Annotated in this window: 20 protein-coding genes and 1 pseudogene; 11 read left to right on the forward strand and 10 right to left on the reverse strand. The window is 58.6% G+C overall.

Annotated elements, in window-relative coordinates:
• Positions 1-73: 73 nt before the first annotated feature.
• Together NE357_RS14445 and NE357_RS14450 are read right to left on the reverse strand one after the other, a co-directional pair.
• The gene (locus tag NE357_RS14445; RefSeq protein WP_169430440.1) at positions 74-793 is read right to left on the reverse strand and encodes a fimbrial biogenesis chaperone; all 720 of its coding nucleotides are present in this window, start codon (positions 791-793) and stop codon (positions 74-76) included.
• A gap of 51 nt (positions 794-844) precedes the next feature.
• Complete coding sequence (locus tag NE357_RS14450; protein WP_234205282.1) at positions 845-1,435, reverse strand: fimbrial protein; 591 nt, start codon at positions 1,433-1,435, stop codon at positions 845-847.
• 518 nt (positions 1,436-1,953) lie between these two features.
• On the opposite strand from NE357_RS14450, the pseudogene NE357_RS14455 reads away from it, so the two are divergent.
• A pseudogene (locus tag NE357_RS14455) lies at positions 1,954-2,061 on the forward strand (hypothetical protein); the annotation flags it as partial.
• Positions 2,062-2,539: 478 nt separating this feature from the next.
• Here the strand turns inward: NE357_RS14455 and NE357_RS14460 are convergent.
• From NE357_RS14460 to NE357_RS14495, 8 genes are all read right to left on the reverse strand, one after another.
• Entirely contained in the window at positions 2,540-3,484 is a 945-nt protein-coding gene (locus tag NE357_RS14460) for a site-specific integrase (protein ID WP_249314287.1), read from the reverse strand.
• Positions 3,485-3,744: 260 nt separating this feature from the next.
• On the reverse strand, positions 3,745-4,245 hold the full coding sequence (locus NE357_RS14465; protein ID WP_169430441.1) for a cupin domain-containing protein: 501 nt from the start codon (positions 4,243-4,245) through the stop codon (positions 3,745-3,747).
• Positions 4,246-4,367: 122 nt separating this feature from the next.
• Positions 4,368-5,978: a gamma-glutamyltransferase family protein gene (locus NE357_RS14470; RefSeq protein WP_169430442.1), complete on the reverse strand. Its 1,611-nt coding sequence runs from the start codon at positions 5,976-5,978 to the stop codon at positions 4,368-4,370.
• A 12-nt stretch (positions 5,979-5,990) separates the two neighbouring features.
• Complete coding sequence (locus NE357_RS14475; RefSeq protein WP_249314289.1) at positions 5,991-6,134, reverse strand: hypothetical protein; 144 nt, start codon at positions 6,132-6,134, stop codon at positions 5,991-5,993.
• A gap of 20 nt (positions 6,135-6,154) precedes the next feature.
• Positions 6,155-6,934 (reverse strand): amino acid ABC transporter ATP-binding protein, encoded by a 780-nt coding sequence (locus NE357_RS14480; RefSeq protein ID WP_169430443.1) that lies wholly within the window; start codon positions 6,932-6,934, stop codon positions 6,155-6,157.
• A gap of 2 nt (positions 6,935-6,936) precedes the next feature.
• Entirely contained in the window at positions 6,937-7,713 is a 777-nt protein-coding gene (locus NE357_RS14485; protein ID WP_169430444.1) for an amino acid ABC transporter permease, read from the reverse strand.
• Between the two features lie 11 nt (positions 7,714-7,724).
• Positions 7,725-8,531, reverse strand: a complete 807-nt coding sequence (locus NE357_RS14490; protein ID WP_169430445.1) for an ABC transporter substrate-binding protein — start codon at positions 8,529-8,531, stop codon at positions 7,725-7,727.
• Between the two features lie 79 nt (positions 8,532-8,610).
• Positions 8,611-9,279, reverse strand: a complete 669-nt coding sequence (locus tag NE357_RS14495) for a GntR family transcriptional regulator (RefSeq protein WP_169430446.1) — start codon at positions 9,277-9,279, stop codon at positions 8,611-8,613.
• A gap of 741 nt (positions 9,280-10,020) precedes the next feature.
• On the opposite strand from NE357_RS14495, the gene NE357_RS14500 reads away from it, so the two are divergent.
• The 10 genes from NE357_RS14500 to NE357_RS14545 all read left to right on the forward strand — a co-directional run bounded on the left by NE357_RS14500 (position 10,021) and on the right by NE357_RS14545 (position 22,919).
• Entirely contained in the window at positions 10,021-11,895 is a 1,875-nt protein-coding gene (locus NE357_RS14500) for a 3-dehydroquinate synthase (RefSeq protein WP_169430447.1), read from the forward strand.
• Entirely contained in the window at positions 11,892-12,782 is an 891-nt protein-coding gene (locus NE357_RS14505) for a UbiA family prenyltransferase (RefSeq protein WP_169430448.1), read from the forward strand. The genes NE357_RS14500 and NE357_RS14505 overlap by 4 nt, the downstream gene beginning before the upstream one ends.
• The gene (locus tag NE357_RS14510; protein WP_169430449.1) at positions 12,779-13,534 is read left to right on the forward strand and encodes an EboA domain-containing protein; all 756 of its coding nucleotides are present in this window, start codon (positions 12,779-12,781) and stop codon (positions 13,532-13,534) included. Before NE357_RS14505 ends, NE357_RS14510 begins: the two co-directional genes overlap by 4 nt.
• Positions 13,535-13,570: 36 nt before the next feature.
• Positions 13,571-14,455: a TatD family hydrolase gene (locus NE357_RS14515; RefSeq protein ID WP_169430450.1), complete on the forward strand. Its 885-nt coding sequence runs from the start codon at positions 13,571-13,573 to the stop codon at positions 14,453-14,455.
• The gene (gene eboE, locus NE357_RS14520) at positions 14,452-15,684 is read left to right on the forward strand and encodes a metabolite traffic protein EboE (protein WP_169430451.1); all 1,233 of its coding nucleotides are present in this window, start codon (positions 14,452-14,454) and stop codon (positions 15,682-15,684) included. The genes NE357_RS14515 and eboE overlap by 4 nt, the downstream gene beginning before the upstream one ends.
• Complete coding sequence (locus NE357_RS14525) at positions 15,674-17,119, forward strand: alkaline phosphatase family protein (RefSeq protein WP_169430452.1); 1,446 nt, start codon at positions 15,674-15,676, stop codon at positions 17,117-17,119. The genes eboE and NE357_RS14525 overlap by 11 nt, the downstream gene beginning before the upstream one ends.
• Positions 17,098-18,240, forward strand: a complete 1,143-nt coding sequence (locus NE357_RS14530; protein ID WP_169430453.1) for a hypothetical protein — start codon at positions 17,098-17,100, stop codon at positions 18,238-18,240. The genes NE357_RS14525 and NE357_RS14530 overlap by 22 nt, the downstream gene beginning before the upstream one ends.
• A 10-nt stretch (positions 18,241-18,250) precedes the next feature.
• On the forward strand, positions 18,251-20,620 hold the full coding sequence (locus NE357_RS14535; protein WP_169430454.1) for a hypothetical protein: 2,370 nt from the start codon (positions 18,251-18,253) through the stop codon (positions 20,618-20,620).
• Between the two features lie 66 nt (positions 20,621-20,686).
• Positions 20,687-21,607 carry a hypothetical protein gene (locus NE357_RS14540; protein WP_169430455.1) on the forward strand — a complete coding sequence of 307 codons (921 nt, stop codon included), beginning with the start codon at positions 20,687-20,689 and terminating at the stop codon, positions 21,605-21,607.
• 19 nt (positions 21,608-21,626) lie between these two features.
• Positions 21,627-22,919 carry a hypothetical protein gene (locus NE357_RS14545; protein ID WP_169430456.1) on the forward strand — a complete coding sequence of 431 codons (1,293 nt, stop codon included), beginning with the start codon at positions 21,627-21,629 and terminating at the stop codon, positions 22,917-22,919.

A 22,919-nucleotide genomic window follows, 5' to 3' on the forward strand; every position in this document is an offset into this window, starting at 1 on the left:
CGAGGAATCCTGGGATGCATATCCCAAGACGTGCGCGGATGAAACGAGGGTGAAGCGGGAGAGGGGAGCAGCGTCAGAACTTGATCGAAGCCGTGTGCTCGATAAGTGCGCCGTAGTCATTGATCGATTCCCAAACGACCCGGGCATCCCCGCCCAGTGAGGCAGGTAATCCTTTGATGGCCATTTTCTGGGAACCTCGTGGACCGATCATGGCGGGCTCCAGTGGGTATTCTTTTTCGCCGATCGTCACGCTCATTTTCGCGAAAGAAACATGAAAGGCTGAGTCATTGGTCGCCAGCAATACGGCTTGGCCGGCGGTTCTCAGAATGTTCCACTTCAAAGCTCCGGCGGCCTCTTCTGCGTTCCCTGGTAACCCGTTGGGGCGGTAGAACAGCTTCAGGCGCTGACGAAAAGCCACTTGCAGGCTGTTCTCGGAACTGCTGACTTGAGGGATTTCCTGCACGCTTACCCAAACCACCGATTCTCGGTCCTCCGGCAGCCCTTTGCCCTGGTAGAAAATCCGCAACGTCTGTTGCTTACGGTGGCCCAGGCGCGCAAGTGACGGAGTGATTGCAAACGGAATCTCATGATCGGCCTGACCTGGACCAGCCTCGATCCAGGACTGGATCATGATGTCATCGTTGCCTTCATTTCGAACCTGAAGCGAGGCTTCATGACTGGACGCCGGAAAGATGATCCTCGTGCCGCCCACTTGAATGCCCGCGTCGGAAGCATCGGACAGCATCGAAAGTGTTAGTAAAAGACAGATACGAACGAAATTACCGGTATTCATCAGCGACTCGCAGAAAACGAGGGGCGTGTAAGCCCCTCTTTTTTGGACGATTTACTCGTACGTCAGGGTGAAAGGCAGAGTGCCGTTGGCAGTACCTGGCTTGAGTTCGGCACCGTTGGCCACATAAGAGGCCCGCATGCGCAAATCGGCGGAATACTTAGCGTCCTTACCTTCACCTTGGACCGTCAATGGGGCGGAGTACGTTTCGTTGCCGGACATGTTGATCAGTTGGTTGTTGTCGTCGAACATGCCGATTCCCACGCCCTCGGCACTGCCTGTAATCTTCAGCAGGCTGTTGTTTTTTGGATCGACACCGGAGCCGGACATCGGGTCGAAGCCAAACTTGACGGTGGTCAGGCCGGCGGCGGTGTTGCCGCAGTCCAGGTTGAGGTTGATGGCAGTACCGGCTGCGATGTTGCCTTCGCCCGCACCGTTGATGGCGTCCATGCTGACCTTGCCGAGATTCACGTCAACGATCTGCTGACCAGCACCACCGCCCACCGTGGAACCGGCGCCGGCTGACGCGATGCATGACGCCGCGACGATTTCGCCGGTGAAATTGATGGTGCCGTCAGCCGCCATCGCCGTGCCGGTCATGGCGCACACAGCCGTGGACAGCATCAGAAACTTAATTGCTTTCATGGAGATAAAACTTCCTTGCAGTGTTAGATCAGGCAAATAGCGCCGTGATGCAGCGCGAGGAAATTCTAGGAATCAGGGCAGGGGATAGGAATAAGAAAAATCTTGTGTGGTGGGGGGAGAATTCTTGAATGCAGATGTGGTGTTTGCTTATTACCTGGGTTCGACTACCCACAAACTCACCGATTATCTGATGCACAGCTTCGCAAATCTCCCATTGCTTGCCCCCATTTGTGTAACGGCCCGTTCTGTCTGATGTCTGCCGCTCAGGAACGACCGCTGTCGATCAGATACAGCCACTTGCAACCGGTATAAATACCGAAAGCCTGGAGCGCGCTCAGATGCGCCATAACACTGATGTATGTGCGGTACCGCAGATGGGACATGAAAATTTTACGACATGCTCTATCGTTTAGCAGTGCAGGTCGTTTCGCTGGGTGTTGCTGTTGTCTCATGTTGGTCTGTCCCGGGCTGAGTGGGCACTGACTTAAGGTGGATAATGCCCACCGCAAGGAGTGTTCATGACCCAGACCAGACGACGTTTTCCCGAATCCTTCAAACGCAAAGCGGCCGACCAGGTGCTTGCCGGCATGCCGCTTTGTCATGTCGCCGAGACGCTCGGCATCGCTGAAAGCCTAGTGGGCAGATGGAAGCGCCAGTATGAGCAGCTGGCAGCTACCCCGCTCAGAATAATCAGCTCCATCAGCATTTCGCAGACACATGACCATCGGTCGACCAGGTACATCCCGGGTACATGCCTGACGCGATCTTTACGGAGGCGCTCAATGCCGGCCAGCGTGACCTCAAGGAAGCTAAGCGCGGCATCCCTTGATTCCATGATCACTGCCAAACGTGTGACCGCCGAGCTTGAAGCTGATCTCGTCGAATTCGCCAATCACATATGGCAAATCCACCCAGCCGAAGCAGAACATTTCTTCACCTGTGCCACCAGGCATCTTTCGCCAAGTCAGATCGCCCAACTACCAGCGCCCATCAGTTGGAATTCGGAGCAAGAGGTGGCTTGGAGTTGCCTGGAAAAAAGCGGTATCGGTGCTGGATTTGCCGCAAAGCGTCGCATCGACCTTCGAGGTGCTTGCGCTAGCGCATTCAGGCACCGCGGACGCGCCCGATCAATTGTTGTCGTTGTGGTCGAAGTGCTTGGACGTTACGTTGGGGACGGCGTTCGCTCTGTATGTAACGCTCGTAAACCTCATACAGCTGCGCGGAGAGACCTACTGTCCGTCCGTATGTTTTCAACGCAGGCTCTTCGGCGCGCGGGTCACCTGGGTCATGCTCGCGGTCATTGACGGTGAGATAAGCATGCTGAGAACCCTGATTGATATCCGTGGTATAGAGCTTAAGAAGCTCTCCGCGACGGATACCGGTCTCCAGCAGCAATTCAATCATCAGCCAATTGCGCAACTGCACTCGGGCCGGAAACGGATTCTGTGCGTAGCCCGGTACAATCAATGTGCGAATGATCTCTTGTTGCGTATCCGTCAGGCTGCGGTAACGAGCGCGGTCCTGCCGAACGTTGATGATATGGCTCTCAAAGCGCCGCTCAATGACGTCGGCGACATCTGCAAATACAGTCTCGATGTTAACCAAGGTGGTTGAGTTCTGACGGGCACGCGGGATGTAACGGGTAACACACCAGGACAGGTACAGCTTCAGCAGTTGCAAGTATTGGTCACGGGTACGCGGATCAATCTGCAGAAAAGGTGCCGTTTCAGCTTTGCCGATTTGGGCGACCAGATTATCGGCCTGACGGCCGCTTTGAAGCCAGATGGCATAACCGTCCAATAAAGCCAGAATCGCCTCAAAGTGGCAGGCCAAGATGGCCTCATCGATATCCAAGTCTCGGCATTGGGCATAGGTATAGAAAGCTTGGATCGCACGCAGATGCGCCGCCGCCGTGTTGTAAGCACGGTGCCTGAGTTTTAGTTGGACGTAGATGAATGGAATGAGTACGGGCAACGGCGCGGCATCACCAACTTGCACCAGCAGCGGTACACGCTGACCTGAAGAGAACCGGCACTGGATCAGCTTCATCGGCAGACACCTCAGTCAAGGGCTCGCCATGAACAGGAGAACATGGCCCGTTGAGAGAATGGATGCCAGAAGCGGGTTTGTCGAATCAGTGTCTTATGAGCCTCATGAACATTTCTAACATGACCCATCGTTTAACATAATATACATTACACGTAACAAAATATTACGCGACCAGCCCGGTTGCACACACGATTTCAATCTGCAGCAACGCCCCAAGGCTATGGATGCCTGATGATCTCGTTATTTCAAATGTACGGATCTCAATCCTCGTCACGCGTCAGCTTTTCAATCAGCGCCCGGTGTTGTGGATATTGGGCCATAAGCTTCTGTCGATTTCCCATTTCCATGTCCGCGAAATCAAACCCTGGTGAGACGGCTTCGCTGATCAAACCAAAGCCATTCGAGCCGTTCAGCAGTCTGGAGGCTTTCCAGATTCCGCCCGGTACGTGCAATTGCAAATGATGTCCTGCCAGAACATCGCTGCCCATCACCAACGTCTGCAACGAACCGTCAGCATGAATCAGGCTGTACTCGATGGCGTCGCCCAGATGGAAAAAATGCAGGATGTCCGACTGGTTGAAATGAAACTGGCCGACCGGTGAGTCTTCGGTCAACAGGTAATAAATGGACGTCATCAAATAACGTGGACCGCTCCGGGTTTCGAGCATGTCTCGATGATCTGCCTGAAATGTTCTGCGGAAATAGCCGCCCTCGACGTGAGCTTCGAGGTCCAGGACGGAAATCACGTCTTTGGCGTTCATTTGATGACCTTCTCCATTGACTGAGCACAGTTTTTGCTTAGCTCAACTAAAGACTCATTTAGTGTAGTTAACCTACAATTGCGACATATTCGAAGACGTTCGCTACATTTACACTCTTTGCCTTACCACGCTGCAATATGCGAATCCGCCCTCGGCTCAGTCCCGCCACAAAGCACACCACTGACCGGATCACGAAGAATGATCTGCCCTCGTCCATAATCGGTCAGATCACAGGCGATCTGCACCTCATGCCCACGTCGCGCCAGGGCATTGGCCAAATCCCTCGAAGCCCCCTGCTCAATCCCCACCTTCATCCCTCCCAGCCATTGCCAGCGTGGAGCGTCCAGCGCCGACTGCGGGTTCAATCCAAAATCCACCAGGTTCATGACCATCTGCACATGCCCCTGAGGCTGCATGTACCCGCCCATCACACCAAACGGCCCAAGTGCCTTTCCGTCCTTGGTCAGGAACCCCGGAATAATCGTATGAAACGTCTTCTTGCCCGGCGCCAGGCAGTTGGCATGTTCCGGATCAAGACTGAATTCCTGCCCTCGGTTCTGCAGTGCAATACCGCTGTCGGGCAGCACCACACCCGAACCAAAGCCGTGGTAATTGCTCTGGATGAACGACACCATGTTGCCTTGCCCATCGGCCGTCGCCAGATACACGGTACCGCTGGCGTGAGGATCGCCGGGCTTGGGTGGCTGAGCTTTATCGCCGATCTGCCCACGGCGCCGTGCGCTGTAGTCATCACTCAACAGATCGGCCACCGCCACGCGCATGTGCAGTGGATCGGTGATGTAGTGCAAACCATCGCTGTAGGCCAGTTTCATGGCCTCCAGCTGACGATGCCAGGTCTGTTGACTGTCGCGATGATCGAACTCGAAACCTTCGAGAATCTTCAGCGCCATCAACGCAACCAGACCCTGGCCGCTTGGCGGAATTTCCCAGACATCCACACCGCGATAATTGACGTGGATCGGCTCCACCCACTGCGCACGGTAATGTTCCAGATCCGTAGCTCGCAGATACCCGCCAGTCGCCCTTGAATGAGCATCCAACTGTTGGGCGAGCGCGCCGCGATACAAGCTTTCACAGCGGCTCTGCGCCAACGCTTCAAGCGTCCGCGCTTGCGCTGGATTGCGAAACAGCTCCCCTGCCCTCGGTGCGCGGCCATCAATCAGGAACGTATCGAACCAGGCGTCCAGCACCTCGTCGCGATGAGGGCTGAACTCATCCAAAGCAACCTGCCACTGATGGGCAACCACTGGCGACAACGGAAAACCATCCCGCGCAAGGCTGATCGCCGGTTGCAGCAAATCAGCAAACGGCAAGACCCCAAAGCGTTGAGAAAGCTCGGCCCAGGCCGACGGGCAGCCGGGTACCGTCACCGGCGTCCAGCCATACAGCGGCATTTGTTCATGGCCATCGGCCCTGACTGCTTCGATACTCAAAGCAGCCGGTGCATGGCCGTTGGCATTGAGTCCATGTAACTGATCCTTGAACCAGACCAGAGCAAAAGCGTCCCCGCCAATCCCGCACCCTGTTGGCTCGACCACGGTCAGCGCGGCAGCCGTGGCGATGGCAGCATCGATCGCATTGCCACCCTTTTGCATCATCTCGATGCCGGCCTGAGCGGCCAGAGGCTGAGACGCCGCCACCATGCCACGACGGGCAAACACGCTTTGACGTTGCGACGGATACGGATACTCATGAGCAGAAAATTTCAGCATGGCAAAAGCTCTTCAAAGCAAGTTTTCGAAGTTTTTCAGGGTGTCGGGGGCAATCAACTCGGACCCGTTGTCGACTTTCACCACCTCGTCGGCAGCCTGAATCATGGGCACCACGGCAGCGCAGCACAGGGCTGCAAACATGCCTGATAAACGCATCGTCAATATCCTTGTGAATCTCACAGCACGCGACTGAGAAAGGCTTGGGTACGGGGGTGGGTGGGGTGACTGAAGATCTGTTCTGGCGGTCCCTGCTCGATCAGTTCACCTTGATCGAGCACCACCACACGGTCGGCGACTTCACGGGCAAAGCCCATTTCATGGGTGACCACCACCATCGTCATGCCCTCCTCGGCCAGTTCTTTCATCACTTGCAGGACCTCGCCAACCGTTTCCGGGTCAAGGGCGCTGGTGGGCTCGTCGAACAGCATGGCCTGGGGTTTCATGGCCAGGGCCCGGGCAATTGCCACCCGTTGCTGTTGGCCACCGGAAAGCATCGACGGATAATGGTCGGCCTTCTCCGCCAGCCCGACACGCTTGAGCAGCGCCCTCGCCTGTTTCTCCGCCGCTTTGCGCGGCACACCCAGCACTTGAATCGGTGCTTCGATGATGTTTTCCAGTGCGGTCATGTGCGGAAAAAGATTGAAGCGCTGGAACACCATGCCGATGTCCCGCCGCTGACGGGCGATGTTGCGCTCCGAATCCCGCACCAGACTGCCATCGGCCTTCGTGCGATAGCCCATGGACTGCCCGTTGACCCGGATCTGTCCCGACTGAATGTCTTCCAGCAAATTGATGCAGCGGATAAACGTGGTTTTGCCCGACCCCGACGCGCCGATCAGCACCACCACTTCACCGCGTCGCACTTGCAGGGAAATCCCTTTGAGAATCTCGAGGTCGCCGAACGACTTGTGAATGTTCAGCGCTTCGATGATCAGCTCGTCACTCTGGTGCGCCATGATTAACGTCCCCTCAACAATTTCAGCGTGCTGCGGCCGAACATCCGGCTGGATGCCGGCGGCGGCGACGAGGGTCGATCCGACTGGCCGAAGCGGGTCTCCAGCCAGCGCTGGAAAAAGCCCCACAGCGTCGTGAGCAACAGGAAATAGATCGCCACCACGAGGTACAACTCGAACACCCGAAAGGTCGCCGAGGTGACCATTTGCGTGCTGAGCAACAACTCCTGCACGCCGATCACGCTGACCAGGGTCGTATTTTTGAGCATCACGTTGAACTCGTTGCCCAGTGGCGGAACGATGACCCGAAACGCCTGCGGCAAGACGATACGACGCATCAGCTTGGCGAAGGTCATGCCCAGGGAACGCCCGGCCTCGTACTGTCCCTTGTCGACGGCGCCGATACCGGCACGGATGATCTCGGCCATGTACGCACCTTCGTTGAGGCCCAACGCAATGATCGCGGCCTGGATATTGCCGGGGATCATCAGCCCGAACAGTTGAATGTCTTCGAAGCGGAAAATCCCGCCCGCCGCCAGTGCCGTGTAAAGAAAGACGATCTGCACCAGCAATGGCGTCCCGCGCATCAGCCACACATAAAAGCGCACCGGCAGATGCAGCAAAGGATTCTTCGACAATCGCAGCAACGCCGCGGCCAACCCCAGAACACAACCCAGCAACATGGCCAGCACACTGATCAGGCAAGTCAGCCAGAGCCCGGTAAGATAGACCCCGCTGGGCTGCAACAGGTACTGCCAGAACACATCCCAATTGAAGTTCATCAACGCCTACCTCAATCAAGCGTGTCGCTGGAGACATGCCATTTACTCAGGAGCTGGTTGTAGCTGCCATCGCTGCGCATGTCGGCGATCACCTGCTGGACCGCTGCACTCAATTGTGGATCATCCTTTCGAATACCCAGGCCGGTGAGGATCCGACTGAAGGCCGGAACGCCTTCCTCAAACAGGTCCGGGGCCATGGCGGCGTAATAACCGGCGGTTTCCACCGTGGTGCCGTAAGCGTCGACCTGACTGATCCGCAAGGCCTGGAATGCATCGGTGTCGGTGTTGTAGACCACCAGTTTCATCGGCGGCTTGCCGGCCTTGGCCAGGCTTTCATTCTCGGTATCGAGCAAGGTCTTGATGGTCGACCCGTTGAGTACCGCGATCTTGTGCCCGCTCAGATCGGCCAGGGTCTTGAGCCCCTTCGGATTGCCCTTGGGCACCACCACCGCCTGACTGGAGTACATGTAGTTGACGATGTCGATCACCTCGCGGCGCTCGGGCTTGTCGAACAACTGGTCGACGATCATGTCGCACTGCTTGGCCAGCAAGGCCGGTAGCAATCCGGAAAACGGAATCACCCGCCACTCGACCTTCTTGTCCCCCAGACGCTTGGCGACCTCCAGGCCCAGATCGACGGTCAGGCCCTTTGGCTTTTGCGCTTCATCGAAGGAAACAAGGGGCGGCGAATCCATGCCCGAGCAATAGGTCAGTTTGTCGACCTTGAGCAAACGCTCCGGTACGGCAGGAGCGGCAACCGCCCACTGCGTACAGAGCCCCAGAGAAATTGCAGCCAACAACAGCCGAGACGTATGCATGACCAGACACTCCAGTTCGGTTAGTAACGGGGCAGTTCTCAAAGTCACAACATTGGCGGGTTCGTTGCCCGCTCTGTGGTTATCGTTCCGATTGCAGAAACTTGATCAACTCAGGCACCGTGCCTTCGATGTGTTCGCGCACCACCGCTTCTGCCTTGGCGGCATCACCGGCGCGTATCGCATCGAGGATCACCACGTGTTCCTGGCGTGCACTCAACGGCTTTTCCACGTGCTGCAGCCAAAGGCGCATCGGGGCTTCGATCAGCGCATAGAGCGCACTGATCTGCTTCACCAGCCGAGGCCGTCCACTGAGACTGCACAGATACTCATGGAACTTGCGGTGACGGCTGACCCAAGCCGCACTCTCGTCGCGGTAGTCATCCATTTCATCGAGCAGTCGCTCCAGCGCCAGCAACTGACGCTCATTGATCTTCGGCACCGCCACCCGGATCGCCAGTCCCTCCAGGGCGCTGCGCATCTCGAAGACTTCGTGCATTTGCTCGACATCCAAACCGCTGACAATCGCACCGCGATTGGGCCGCAGCGTCACCAGCCCCTGAGCATCCAGACGTCGAAAGGCTTCGCGCACGGGCATCCGGCTCATGCCGATTTCAGTGGCGATGTCCTCGGCGATCAGCCGGTCACCTTTGCGGTAACGACCGCCGCAGATGCCTTCCAGAAGAAAGTTGTAGGCCTCCTCCTCGGCGGTCATCGGTTGGCGCTGGTCGAAGGCGGGAGCGAATTGCATGGCGGCACCTTTTGTCTTTTTGTATCCAATAATCCACGGATACACAAAAGCAGAATGCGTGCCAAAACCTGAAGCAATGCACCAAGCGTTTGATTTGAATGAATTAAGGAAAAAAGATGCCGTGCACAACCATCAGATTTGCCGGCACGAGGATCGGGATTTGCTACCTGATGGCTCATTGCGAGCCCGGAAAAGGTGCAGAACGGTAGCCCAGTAACACCTATTGAAAACAGCTGCCCCCCACAACCCTCTATCCGGATCTTTCTTTCAATGTGAACTTGCTAGTTTAAAGGCCAACTAACCAAGTAAATCACTCAACTATGAAGGACGCTTATAGCCAGTCGAAATAACTTAAATAACAAAATAATGCCACATCGCCACCATCTAAGTAGCTTGCTAACAAACCTGGTTGAAAAAAATTACTCATCCGACTGTTTAAGCAGCATTTAAATCACTTCAACAAAAGCGCTCATCATGTTGAAAAATCTATGTAAATACACGAACAAAATCCTGCACATTGCGACACTCTCACGCCTACTAAACACTTTCTGAAAAACACCACGTCCCAGTCGACTTGCAAAACCACAACAACCGTCTAGGTTCATGAATATCCTCACTGGCACGATCCACCGAATAATAAGAACAGCCTTCCCGGCGGGAGCATTCATTCTTCTGAAACAAGTAAGACGCTGCTTTAGTTGCTGAACGGAACTCAGTCATCACAATCAAGAGGGATGCTTGATGAAGCACAGCCGTTGGTATCGTGCGCTCTCGAAAAATGCATCGGCCGGACATTTCTGGCTGTCACTGTTTTGCTTTGCAGCACTGGTGATTGCCAGCTTCCTGTTATTCGAACGGCAGATCCAGGACTTCCTCAATCATCTCGACCTGTACCTGCCGACTTCCCCCACCCAGCAACTCAACCTGGCGCTTTTGCTGATCGCCCTGTTGGCGCTGGACGTTATATTGCCCGTGCCTTCAAGTGTGGTCGCGCTACTGGCCGTGGCCACGCTCGGCAGCGTCGGCGGTTATCTGGTGATCTTCATTGGCCTGTGTCTGGGCGCCGGATTGGGTTACGCATTGGGTGCCGGATATTTCCGGATGCTGTCCAGTCGCCTTGGATTGCATCAGCGCAAGCCTGGGCAAATGGCCTATCGACTGGGCACGCTGTCATTGATCTGCCTGCGCGGCGTGCCGGTATTGGCGGAAACCTCGGTGGTGGCCGCCGGCATGCAGCGTTATCCGCTGCGGGCATTTCTGCTGGTCACTACCCTGGCCAACGCCGGGCTGGCACTGGCTTACAGCGCCATCGGTACATTCCTCGTCGAAGAGAACGCGCTGCTGGTGACGATTCTCGCCAGCATGGTGTTGCCGGGGCTGTTCATCGCTGGCTACAGCCTCTTCAAAACCTTGCGCAAACACGACGTCGGGCAAGTGCTGCATGGGCGTTTCGAGGTCAGTTACGACTACCCGGTGGTGTTCACCGATCACCTCTTCGATTCTTCCAACCCCTGCCTGCATCAACAACTCACCGCCCGGCGAAACGGTCGGGTGACGGTGATGGTGTTCGCCGATGAGCAACTACTGAAAAGCGCGCCGCACCTGCTGGATCAGATCGATGGTTACTTTGCCGCCCATGCAGCGGACCTGCATTTACAGGCACCGCCGATTGCCGTTCCGGCCGGTGAACTGAGCAAGGATTCACAGGTGCTGCAGCAGCTCTACGCCGACATGCTGAAACACGGGCTGGACCGGCATTGTTACGTACTGGCCCTTGGCGGTGGCGCGGTGCTGGATTCCGTGGGCTACGCCTGCGCCACCTTCCATCGCGGCATCCGCCTGATCCGTGTCCCAAGCACGGTGCTGTCCCAGAACGACGCCGGCATCGGAGTGAAAAACGGCATCAACGCCTTCGGCCAGAAAAACCTGCTCGGCGCCTTCTACCCCGCCACGGCCGTGATCAATGACTTCCAGTTGCTGACCAGCCTGACCCGCCGCGACCAGATCGCCGGGCTCGCCGAAGCGGTGAAAGTTGCGCTGATCAAGGACCGGACATTCTTCGAATGGATGGAGCAACAGGCCGACGCCCTCGCCCGTTTCGATCATCCGGCCAGTCGCTATGCAATTCGCCGCTGCGCCGAACTGCACCTGGCGCACATCACCGGCGCCGGCGATCCCTTCGAGCGCGGCAACGGACGGCCGCTGGATTACGGGCACTGGGCCGCACACAAACTGGAGAATCTCAGTCACCACCGGTTGCGCCATGGCGAAGCCGTTGCGGTGGGCATAGCCCTCGACGGGCTTTACGCCAATGCCCTCGGGCTGTTGAGCGATGTCAACTGTGAACGGGTGATGAGCCTGTTGACCCGGCTCGGCTTCAACCTGTGCCCACCGGAACTGACCCTCAAAGATGCACAAGGTCGCCCGCTTGTATTGCTCGGACTGGAGGAGTTCCGCCAACACCTCGGCGGACAACTCTCGATACCGATGCTCAGCGGAATCGGCCAGTCGGTGGACCTGCATGAAATCGACGACGCGCGGATGGAGCGGGCGCTGCAGAAGCTGTCCGTGCGCAGCACGCCGGTGCCCGACCTGAGCGAGGGCTTCGCAAAATGAGTCAGACTCCGCAAAACCTCAAGACCTGGCTGACCCTCGGCCGAGTCTCCAACCTGCCCACGGTGTGGACCAACACTCTGGCCGCCGCCCTGCTGGCCAGCAGCGCCGGTGCACTGGCGCCGCCCTCGTGGCTGGTGTGGATTCTCCTGCTGTTCACCCTGTCGCTGCTGTATCTGGCCGGCATGTTGCTGAACGATCTGCTGGATGCCGACTGGGATCAGCAACACCACAATCCTCGGCCTATCACTTTGGGTCTGGTCAGCCGCCAGCAAGTGCGCCTCGCCACTGTGTTGTTGCTGACACTGGCAGCAGCCTCGGTACTGGGCCTGAGCCAACTGATCGATCAGCCGCATTGGCTGCTGGCCAGCGTCACGCTGTTGGTGGGCTGCATCATTGGCTACAACGTGCTGCACAAAAAGTACGCCCACAGCGTGTGGTTGATGGGCGCCTGTCGCTCGGCGCTGTACCTCACGGCGGCGGCCAGTCTGGCGGTGCCGCCGGAGCCGATCTGGCTCTGCGCGATGTTGCTGGGCGTCTATATCAGCGGGCTGACTTACCTGGCGCGCAATGAGCACAACAACCTGTTGCTCAGTCGCTTGCCCCTGCTCTTGATGTTGAGCCCGCTAGCCCTGGCGATCTACGCCGGCAACCTGTGGTTCTGGCCGGTGTTGCTGCTCTGGCTCGGCTGGCTGGGCTGGCATTACCGGCAGCACCTTGCCAACCCGCAGCATCGAAAGGTGCGCGCCTTTATCGGTGCCGGCCTCGCGGCGCTGCCACTGTTCGATGCGTTGGTGATGGCCGTGGCCAATCAACCATTGGGCAGCCTGCTGTGTGTTCTGGTGTTTTTCCTGCTCCCACACTTTCAACGCTGGATCAAACCGACATGAACATGGACGTCACTGCGCCGCCGATGGCGGCCCTCGGCATGCGCCAGGATTGCCTTGCCGAACACCATCAAACCCTGACCTGGCAACTCGACGACACCGAATTGCATTGGTGGCGTCAGGCACAGGAACAATTGGCCCGGCAACCGGACGCCAATACTGCATCGCTCCTGAGCGGCCAGTGCAAGCGTCACCTGCGAGACCGAGCACTGCCCGACAGCCACTGGAGCCTGATCCAGCTGGCGCGCGCCTTATTGCTGGCACAGGTCCTTGAACAGTCCTCCAAGGACGGACAATTGTCCTTGCTGCGCCAGCTTTTTCTGTGGGGCGACGATCAGGAAAAGATCGCCGTCCTCAAAGCCTTCGATTGGCTCGACAGCCACGGGGTGTGCGTCGAACTGGCGTTGCAGGCCGGGCGCACCAGCAACAGCCAAGTGTTTGCCGCCCTCGCCCTCGATACGCCCTACCCGTTACGTCACTACCCGGAACGGGCCTTCCACCAACTGGTGCTGAAGGCGCTGGGCATGGGGCTGGATGTGCGACGCCTGACCGGTCTGAGCCAGCGACACAGCCTCACCCTCAATCAACTGGCCCTCGACCTGCTGGAAGAACAACTCGCGGCTGACCGAGCGGTGTCCGTCGGGTTGCCCCTGGCGATTGCCTTCGACCGGCTCACCCCGGCGCAGCGTCAGCGACTGGTCGAGCTGAACCAACAGCAACGTTTGCCGCCGGAATGGCGCAGCCACCTGAACTGATACCCAACGTCTCTTTTCCCTTGACGAGGATTCACCATGCCCAAGTACTTCGACCCGCACATTCACATGGTCAGCCGCACCACCGACGACTACCAGAACATGGCCGCCGCCGGCATCACCGGGGTGATCGAGCCGGCCTTCTGGCAGGGCCAGGCCCGGACCAGTGTCGGCAGTTTCATTGATTACTTCGACACCCTGCTGGGCTGGGAGCGCTTTCGCGCCAGCATGTTCGGCATCCATCACTTCTGCACCATCGGCCTCAATCCCAAAGAGGCCAATGACTTGTCGGTGGCCAATGAAGTGCTGGAGATCTTGCCGCGCTATCTGGTGAAGGACGGCGTCGTCGCGGTCGGCGAAATCGGCTACGACGACATCACGCCCGAGGAAGATCGCTTTCTCGCCGCGCAACTGGAACTGGCCAGACAGTTCAATCTGCCGGTGCTGGTGCACACGCCGCACCGCGACAAGATTGGCGGCACCAAGCGCACGCTGGCGGTGATTCGCGAGGTGGGGATCAATGAACATCTGGTGATCATCGACCACCTCAACGAACTGACGTTGCCGCTGGTACTGGACAGCGACTGCTGGCGCGGTCACTCGATCTATCCCAACACCAAGATGTCGGAACAGCGCATGGTGGCCCTGCTCCAGGAGTACGGCACCGAGAAAATGGTGGTCAACAGCGCCGCCGACTGGGGCATCAGCGACCCGCTCAAAGTGCCGAAAACCGGTCAGGCGATGTCGGCGGCGGGCTTCAGCGAGGCTCAGGTCGAACAGGTGCTGTTCCACAATCCGGTGGATTTTTTCGCCCAGAGCGGCCAACTGGACAAAGCCCTGATCAGCACCCCGCTGCCCATCGATCAGCGCCGGCAATGGCAGGACAACTCTGCCCTGCGCGGGCAGGAGCCGGTGATCAAATGAGTGCCGGCATGGGTTGGGCTGCCGCGCAGGTCGGGTATTGCAGCAACGTGCACCCGACCCATGACCTGGCCAGGCTGAAGGCCTCCATCGAACAGCACTTTCAGGGTGTGCGCACACAACGCGGGCTGAAAGAACAAGACAGCGGACTGTGGATCAGCGCCCTCGCCGCCACCGGGTTACAGCAGAAATCCGCACGTACGGAGTTCCTCGGCCTGCTGCAACGCAGTGGATTGCGACTGACCTCGCTCAACGGTTTCCCCTACGGGCAGTTTCATGAGGGTGCAGTGAAAGCCGCCGTGTACCTGCCCAGTTGGGCCGAGCCGAAGCGCCTGGCGTACAGCCTCGAACTGGCGCAGATCCTTGCGCAGGCGTTGCCGGCGGACTGTCATCAAGGGGTGATTTCCACCGTGCCGCTGGGGTACGCCGCCACCTGGAGCCCGACGCTGCAACAACGTGCGGAGTTTCAACTGCGCGAACTCACGACGTCACTGGCCAGACTGCATCGGGAGACCGGCAAGAAAATCCTGTTCTGCCTGGAGATGGAACCTGACTGCGTGCTGGAAAACACCGATCAAGCCATCGCCTTCTTCCGCCGCTGGCAAATCACGGATCCGCACCACGATTATCTGGCGCTGTGTTTTGACGTCTGCCACCAGGCCGTGATGTTCGAAGACTGTTATCGCTCGCTGGTCAGGCTGCGTCAGGCGCGGGTGCCGATCGGCAAGATCCAGCTGTCCAATGCCTTGGTCTGTCGCCTGCCCTCCCCGGACGACAGCCGCCGCGAACAAGTCCTCAAGACCTTGAGCGACTTTTGCGAAACCACCTACCTGCATCAAGTGAAGGCGCGCGACGCACAGGACCGCCTGGTGGCCTGGGCCGATCTGCCTGCCGCTCTCGACGATTGCGCGAAACACCCGGATCGCTATGCCGAGTTACGTATTCATTTCCATATCCCGCTGTTCAGCGAACTGCTGGTGTTGCCCGAGCTGAGTGGCAGTCAGATAGCTCTGGCGCAGACCTTCGACTATCTCGCTGACCATCGGGAGTTTCGCCCTGTGCTGGAGGTGGAAACCTACAGCTGGGGCGTCCTCCCCGCCCAATTGCGCCCGACGACCGAACACGCCCAACTGCAGGGCATCGCTGCGGAACTGAAATGGGTCGAGGAGCAGTTGCGCCAACGGCAACTGCTGCAACCACAAGCGCAGGAGACGTACGCCGATGCCCTCTGAACGACCACGCCAACCGCTGCTGCTGATCAACGTGGTCGGGCTGACGCCAGCATTGTTGGGAGACGCGACCCCGAACATCAATGCCCTGCTGAAAAACGCCAAAATGGCCAGCCTGCAACCGGTGTTCCCGGCCGTCACGTCGTCGGTGCAGGCCTCGATTCTCACCGGGCGGCCGCCGTCCGAACACGGCATCGTCGGCAACGGCTGGTACTTTCGCGATCAGGCCGAAGTGCGGTTCTGGCTGCAGCCCAATGCATTGATTCAGGGCGAAAAGGTCTGGGAAACGCTCAAGCGCGAGATCCCCGGGTTTCGCTGCAGCCAGTTGTTCTGGTGGTACAACATGTACGCCGACGTGGACGCCGCCATCACCCCGCGTCCTCACTACCCCGCCGATGGCCGCAAGCTGTTCGGTCTGTACTCGTCACCGGCTTCGTTGCACGACACCATCGAACGGCAAATCGGCGAGTTCCCCTTTCCGGGTTTCTGGGGGCCGGTGGCGGGTATTGCGTCGAGCCGCTGGATCGTCGATTGCGCGATTGCCGAATTCCAGCTCGACCGGCCCGATCTGCAATTGATCTACCTGCCGCACCTCGACTACAGCCTTCAGCGCGTGGGGCCCGAGCATCCGTCGATTGCCGATGAGGTGCGGGCTATCGACCATGAGGTCGGCCGGCTGCTGACCTTCGCCGAGGCGCAAGGCGCCGCGGTGATGCTGTTGTCCGAATACGGCATCGAAGCGGTCAGCCAATCGGTGTCCATCAACCGCGTGCTGCGCTCGGAAGGTTTGCTGGAAGTACGCCAGTCGCTGACCTGGGAATTGCTCGACCCCGGCGCCAGTGCAGCCTTTGCCGTGGCCGATCATCAGATCGCCCATGTCTATGTGAAAAACGCCCGGGACATTCCCCGCGTCAAAGCGTTGCTGCAGTGCCAGCCCGGTATCGAGCAGGTGCTGGACAAGGCCGAACAGCGGGCGTTTCAGCTGGATCACCCGCGCAGCGGCGAGCTGGTGGCCGTGGCTGCAGCCGGTTACTGGTTCGATTACTTCTACTGGTTCGACGATCGCAAGGCGCCCGACTTTGCCCGCACCGTCGACATCCACCGCAAGCCGGGCTACGACCCGCTGGAACTGTTCATCGACCCGGCCATTCGCTTCCCGAAATTGAGAGTCGCGCGCCGTCTGCTGCAGAAAAAACTCGGCTTTCGCTACTACATGGACCTGATCCCGCTGGACACCGGACTGGTCCGTGGCAGTCACGGACGCCTGCCCGAGCGCGAGGAAAACGGCCCGTTGCTCATCACCAATTGCGATCTGCCGTTGCCGCAAACCCTGGCGGCTACGGCGGTGAAACAACTGCTCCTTCAGCATTTTCTGGGGCACCTCTACCACCACTCGGCCAATGCCAAGGAGCTTCCATGCGGCGAGCCATTTCTATAACCGTTCTCAGTGCACTGGCCGGTTTGGCTCAGGCACAGGACACCAACAGTTTCGATTGCAATCAATTTCTGAAATTTGGAACCGACATTGCCAAGACCCGGGCGGCGTTCGAGCAGAGTCCCGAAACCATGGCCTGGAACTGGTTTGTCTGTCTGAACCAGTCCAGCCCCACCCAGGCCAGTAACCGGGTGTGGGAAACCATGAAGCCTTCGGACCAGGTCTACCTGCCCGATGGCGCTGCGCCCGGCGCCTACGCCAGTCCCGTGCCGCCTCCGACCGAGGTGATAACACAGGCCCGAACGCTGGGGATGGACTTGAACCGGACCTTCCACAACATCAATGCCACGCAACAGGTCGATGGCCTGGCGCTGCACATGGGCGGCGCCGTGCCTGCCTCTCAGCGAGGCAACCCGGTGCGCTTTCAACTGTTGATGGGTGAAGACACCTTCGACTACATCGTGGCGCGTCAGGTCTACAACATGAACGGTCAGGCCGCGCTGGCGGACAACCTGAACTTCCCGGCCACCGCGTGGGAGTTGAAGGCGGCGTGGCTGTGGATCGGCTCGGACACGACCTATCGGCAAACCCTGGCCAACGACGGTTACTACATTGGCCAGGCTTATTACCGGCAGGACGACGGCAGCTATCAGGTCGGCTATGCGGCGTTGAGCGGGCTGCATGTGGTCAACAAGCTGGACGCCAACTGGGTCTGGACCACCTTCGAAAACGTCAACAACAGCAAATACACGGTGACCAACGACCCCACACCGAAACCGATGACCAACACCACCGGGCCGACCCCGGCCGCGAAACCGGTGAACGTCAGTTTCCAGGCCAACAACCCGACGCTGTCGAAGTACGAGCTGATCGGGGTCGAGTTCCAGCCCATCACCCAGGTGCTGGCCAACTCGCAACTGGAGTCGGCATTCCAGAACACCTCGTCCTGCCTGGCCTGTCACGGCACTGCTGCCTATTCGAACGACAAGGGCTACTACAACTTCGCCATCAAGCAAGGTGGCGGCATCGTCTACCCGACAACCCCGCTGCCGCCGTCAGCTTTCGACGGCTACAAAAAACTGGACTTTGTCTGGTCGCTGAAGCGCGCCCAGTGGCAACGCTAAGGAGCACGACATGAGCGTATTGAACTTCCCCCGGATCTACCTCAACGGCCATATGTTCTGGAACCCGCCGACGGCCAACAACAACGATGTGCTGCCGCTCTATGACGCGGTGAAGATGGACATCAACTGGCCGTTCACCCGCTACTACGACATCACCCAGGCGAACGCTTCCACCACCCTGATGCCCTGGATCATTTCACCCGTGCAGCAGAATGATCTGCCGCCCTATGTGCAGCAGGTTCCGACCAACGGAAGCCCAAAAACCTTCCCGTTCATACCCGCCGAATGGGACCTGTTTGGCGACAACGCCTGCGGGGCCGTGAGTTACCAGAGTACCCGCTCGACCATTATTGGCGGCGAGTTGCAGGCCAACACCTACATTGCTCAGGACGCACTGGTCGGCAGGGACTTCCAGCTGCTCGGCAATCCTTTTGGCAGTCAGAGCCCGACGGCCGCGCGCTTCGTCGATATCAGCCCGTGGCAGAACACCTTCACAGCGCTGTACTTCGACAAGCTGCAGCTCGGGGATGCCACCTGTGGCCTGACGTTGAACCGTGAATACCGGATGCTCGACCGCTTCCTGACGTTCAATTGGGCCGGCGACTTCGGTGGTCTGGCGTATGTCACCACCACCTGGCAGACCTGCTTTCCCCGGGACAATCTGGAATGGGTCATCGGCGATTCCGTCCTGCTGCGCAATCTTCAGCAACAGATGGAGGCTCAAAACGCTCAGGGCCTGATGTTCAGGTTCGCCACGTACCTCACCTGTTACGACAGGAACGGTGTGTTCAACGACTTCCCGTACGTCGACACCCGCGACAATGACAAATCGGCGCAGGCCCGTTTGACGGCGATGTATCAGAAGGGGCTGGACAACGTATCCGATATTTTCTTCAACCCCGCCTACAACCGTACCGTAGCGACCCTGGGTCTGTGGTTCGACCACGAATACCCTACGGCGCCCGCCGGCCCGCGTCTGGTCACCGACCAGAAGATCATGGTCACTCGCCCCGGCATGTCTGAGCCGACCAGCACCAATCTGGGTGTGACCTCGGCGCAGATCACCAACAACATGCTGTCGCTGGATCTGGCCAACACGTTTCCGTTCTATCCGCTGGACAAGAACGCCGATGTCCTGACGGCCGAGAAGTTCCAGGCCGGCGACTACAAGCTGGGCGTATCGCAGAACGGGAATTTCGTGCCGGTGGTCGACATCGGTTTCGAGCAGTATCGACAGTCGGCGTTCGACAAGCGCTCGGGCCTGCTGGATATCCCCCTCAGCGCCACGCAAGCGACCACCTTGCAATCCGGCCCGCTGGAGCTGCAACAACAGACGTCATCAGGCCCCGTGAAAGCCGCCACTCAGCAAGTCTGGACCGCCGAGGTGGTAGAAAGTGGCACCTTCGTCGACGTGAACGACCGCAAGACGCTGAACATCATGGTGCAGAAAAATGGTCAACCGGCTGCCAACACCACACTCTGGGTGGTGGAATACGGCAACCCTTACAACGTGACCACCAGCGACTACTACCTGACGTTCCTGAATAACCCCGACTTCACGCTGTTTTACGACAACGCAGACCGCAACAAAAACACCGCCAACCTGCCACAGTTCAAGGGCACGGCGCCGGTAGCGAACTACCTGGCCACCGGCAGCGGTCGTCGACTGGTCAATCTGGAAGCCAAAGACAAACCGGTGGGCGTTGAGGTCAGTTATCAGTCATTCATGAATGGCTCAAGTCAACCGATCACGGTCCCCCTGACCCCTTGCCTGCAATTCGACGCCGGTGTGTACGTCAGCGGAACGCTGGATAACGATCAGACGGTGGATTACTCCTACGTCGCCACCACCACCGACGCCAACGGCATCGCCCAGGTGAGCTTCACGGCTGTGGCCCCGGGCTTCCCGACGCTGCGCTTCGTCGTCAAGGAAGACTCCAGCGACCCGGTCATTCCTTTCAGCTTCGCGCTCACGGACGCCCAGACCGACTTCCTCGCCCCGCTGCGCGTCCTGCCTCTGGACATGCAGCTGCAACAGGACTTCGTCAATTACTGGAACGACATCTACAAGGACAAGAATGCGCCCGAAGCGATCTGGGATGACTTCATCTACCCAAGGGTCCTCAAGACGTTCTATTACCTGTACCCGATCATGAACAAGTTCATGCCGCTCAATTCCCGGACACGTGTGGAAGGTGCCGTCGACCAGTTGATCCGGCTGATCAGCAAGGAGTACCAGGAAGAAAGCACCCTCGCGATGCCTATCACCCGCGACCTGTCGCAGAGCCGGCGCGCCGTGCTGGAGTTGTGGGCGCAGAAACTGGTCAAGCGCAACTTCCCGCCCATGCCACTGAAGATGAGCGATTACGACGACCTCTGATCCATCAGGAAAGATGAGCCACTGCGGGTGTTCAGGCCCGCAGTGCGCCTTGCCAGGGAGTGACCCATGAACGTCAGCCTCTTGAACCGTCTGTTGCTGTTGATCCTGTTGTTCTGTCCATCCGCATTCGCCCAGGACAGCGGCGCCGTCTACTTCACCAATGGCGTACACAACACGCTGGGGTGCAATGAACAGAACGGCAACTGCATCGCCAAACGCAATCCGGGTGAGCCTTCCGACCCGTTCTTTCCGGCATTCTGGATCAGCAACTGGACCATGTACCGGGTGATGCATAACTACGAAAACAACCCGCCGCCCTACAGCAACCCGCCAACGACCCTGAAGCCTGCGGACTACACCGTCTCCCGGGGGACCAGCTACTACGACACGACCTATATTCCGCCGGACGGCGACGGCTTCGGCGCGATGATGGAGCACTACGAGAAATACTGCCTGCCGATCTTCCCGATCAAGAACAACAACTACACCTGCTCGTTCGTCTCCCTGGGCAACAAGGCGTACTTCCTGACCTATCCGCAGGATCGCCCGAAAGACATGCCGGCCTGCTGCATGTTCTCACCGATGAATCATCCGCCACGGCAGGATTTCATCGAACACCTGCCCTACAGCGCCGAGCGCAGCAAGAATCTCGATGGCAGCGTGCAGGCCTACGCCCTGGATCTCGACTCGCCGCAAGGTCCGATCCTGTTCGGCTATGCCTTCTACAAAAAAATGTCGGGGCAACCACCCTACCGGCCGCCGCAGTCGTTCTTCTTTTCCGGTGACAGCAGCGTCGCCAACGCACCGATCGTCAGCCAGAACTACACCGACTTCCGCATCGCCAAACCGGACCCGAAACAGACCTGGGCGCAGGTTGCCGCCATGTGCCCGTCGAATCCGCCGCCCTGCCAGTTGTTCGAGCCGCCGACGTCGCAGAGCAACGGCCAAAAGGCGCAGTGGAACAAGCTCATGCAGCGTAAACCGTGATCAACGACGAAGGATCGCCATGAAAACCACACTCTGTTTTTCCGTGATGTTGCTGGGTCTGGCCAGCCTGCCGGCGCTGGCCAGGGAACAAGCCATGCCATCGGTGCAGGCCAGCCAGTTGAACTGCCAGCCGCCCGGTACCGCACCGGCCGCCACGGCCGGTCAGGATCAGTTCGATCAATACAGCTGGCAGATGTTCATCGCCCTGAGCTGGCCGGCAAAGAGCGGGCAGCGCGGCAATCCCGACTGCACCAAGCAGCCTGGTGCAGCCGGCTATACCGTGTGGCAGACCTACAAGACCGTCGGGGAAATCTTTCTGCCGAACGCTGCCAATCCGGGGCCGTGGAATTCCCCGCAGATCGCAAAAAGCTTCAACATCATCAACATCGCTTCTTTGAAAAACAGCGCTCAGGTCAACGCCGTCGATCAGGCGGTCGGCGGCTGGTTGATCGATCAGGCGAAAAACCCGACCTACTACGACATTTCGGCCAACGAGACTTCATACAACTACATCGTGGGCAACAACTTCTACAACGCCGATGTCGTCTCCAAAGCCAACAACATCACGTTTCCGTGGGGCGTCATCGAGATCAAGTCGAGCTGGCGAATCCTCACCGCCCATGACAACGCCAGCCGTTACCTGACCCTGCTCGCCCGGGTGGCGACCTTCAATGATCAGGGCGAAAAGAACGGTATCACCGAGGCGTTTCTGGGGCTGGTCGGCCTGCACATCATCACCAAGGCCAACGGTTATCCGCAGTGGATCTGGTCGACGTTCGAACAGATCGACAACGTTTCGCCCAAGGCACTGGTGAATGGCAAATGGGTCGATCAGCCTGTCGCAGGCACGGCCTACTCCTACTTCAACGTCGCTGCGCCCGCCGCATCCCTCAACCAGTCACCCTGCGACTGGCAGACTCAGGGCCCGCATCAGGTCTGCGTGCCCAAACCCGGCACCACGTTCCAGACCCCGAACCCGCTGAACCGGGTCACGCCGATCGCTGACATCACAAACCAGATCAACGCCCGTTACCAGGCCGACCCGGGGCTGCAAAACAGCGTATTGAAGTACTACCAGCTCATCACCACCCAGCGCCCGTTGATGCCGGATAACCCGAGCAACCCGCTGGGCCAGCCGACGCCGGCACTCTCGGCCAACGTGACCATGGAAAGCTACATCCAGCCCAACAGCAGTTGCATGAACTGTCACTCCATGGCGACGCCGGTCAAGAGCCCCTACAAGTCCGATTACTCCTATCTGTTCAAATTCGCCCATTCGCCGCTCGGCAAAACCATCAAGGACGGGAAATAA

The organism is Pseudomonas sp. G7(2022), assembly GCF_052660475.1.

Coding starts and splice junctions, on each gene's coding strand:
- NE357_RS14445 (WP_169430440.1), bottom strand. CDS start 793: ATGAATACCGGTAATTTCGTTCGTATCTGTCTTTTACTAACACTTTCG.
- NE357_RS14450 (WP_234205282.1), bottom strand. CDS start 1,435: ATGAAAGCAATTAAGTTTCTGATGCTGTCCACGGCTGTGTGCGCCATG.
- NE357_RS14460 (WP_249314287.1), bottom strand. CDS start 3,484: ATGAAGCTGATCCAGTGCCGGTTCTCTTCAGGTCAGCGTGTACCGCTG.
- NE357_RS14465 (WP_169430441.1), bottom strand. CDS start 4,245: ATGAACGCCAAAGACGTGATTTCCGTCCTGGACCTCGAAGCTCACGTC.
- NE357_RS14470 (WP_169430442.1), bottom strand. CDS start 5,978: ATGCTGAAATTTTCTGCTCATGAGTATCCGTATCCGTCGCAACGTCAA.
- NE357_RS14475 (WP_249314289.1), bottom strand. CDS start 6,134: ATGCGTTTATCAGGCATGTTTGCAGCCCTGTGCTGCGCTGCCGTGGTG.
- NE357_RS14480 (WP_169430443.1), bottom strand. CDS start 6,934: ATGGCGCACCAGAGTGACGAGCTGATCATCGAAGCGCTGAACATTCAC.
- NE357_RS14485 (WP_169430444.1), bottom strand. CDS start 7,713: ATGAACTTCAATTGGGATGTGTTCTGGCAGTACCTGTTGCAGCCCAGC.
- NE357_RS14490 (WP_169430445.1), bottom strand. CDS start 8,531: ATGCATACGTCTCGGCTGTTGTTGGCTGCAATTTCTCTGGGGCTCTGT.
- NE357_RS14495 (WP_169430446.1), bottom strand. CDS start 9,279: ATGCAATTCGCTCCCGCCTTCGACCAGCGCCAACCGATGACCGCCGAG.
- NE357_RS14500 (WP_169430447.1), top strand. CDS start 10,021: ATGAAGCACAGCCGTTGGTATCGTGCGCTCTCGAAAAATGCATCGGCC.
- NE357_RS14505 (WP_169430448.1), top strand. CDS start 11,892: ATGAGTCAGACTCCGCAAAACCTCAAGACCTGGCTGACCCTCGGCCGA.
- NE357_RS14510 (WP_169430449.1), top strand. CDS start 12,779: ATGAACATGGACGTCACTGCGCCGCCGATGGCGGCCCTCGGCATGCGC.
- NE357_RS14515 (WP_169430450.1), top strand. CDS start 13,571: ATGCCCAAGTACTTCGACCCGCACATTCACATGGTCAGCCGCACCACC.
- eboE (WP_169430451.1), top strand. CDS start 14,452: ATGAGTGCCGGCATGGGTTGGGCTGCCGCGCAGGTCGGGTATTGCAGC.
- NE357_RS14525 (WP_169430452.1), top strand. CDS start 15,674: ATGCCCTCTGAACGACCACGCCAACCGCTGCTGCTGATCAACGTGGTC.
- NE357_RS14530 (WP_169430453.1), top strand. CDS start 17,098: ATGCGGCGAGCCATTTCTATAACCGTTCTCAGTGCACTGGCCGGTTTG.
- NE357_RS14535 (WP_169430454.1), top strand. CDS start 18,251: ATGAGCGTATTGAACTTCCCCCGGATCTACCTCAACGGCCATATGTTC.
- NE357_RS14540 (WP_169430455.1), top strand. CDS start 20,687: ATGAACGTCAGCCTCTTGAACCGTCTGTTGCTGTTGATCCTGTTGTTC.
- NE357_RS14545 (WP_169430456.1), top strand. CDS start 21,627: ATGAAAACCACACTCTGTTTTTCCGTGATGTTGCTGGGTCTGGCCAGC.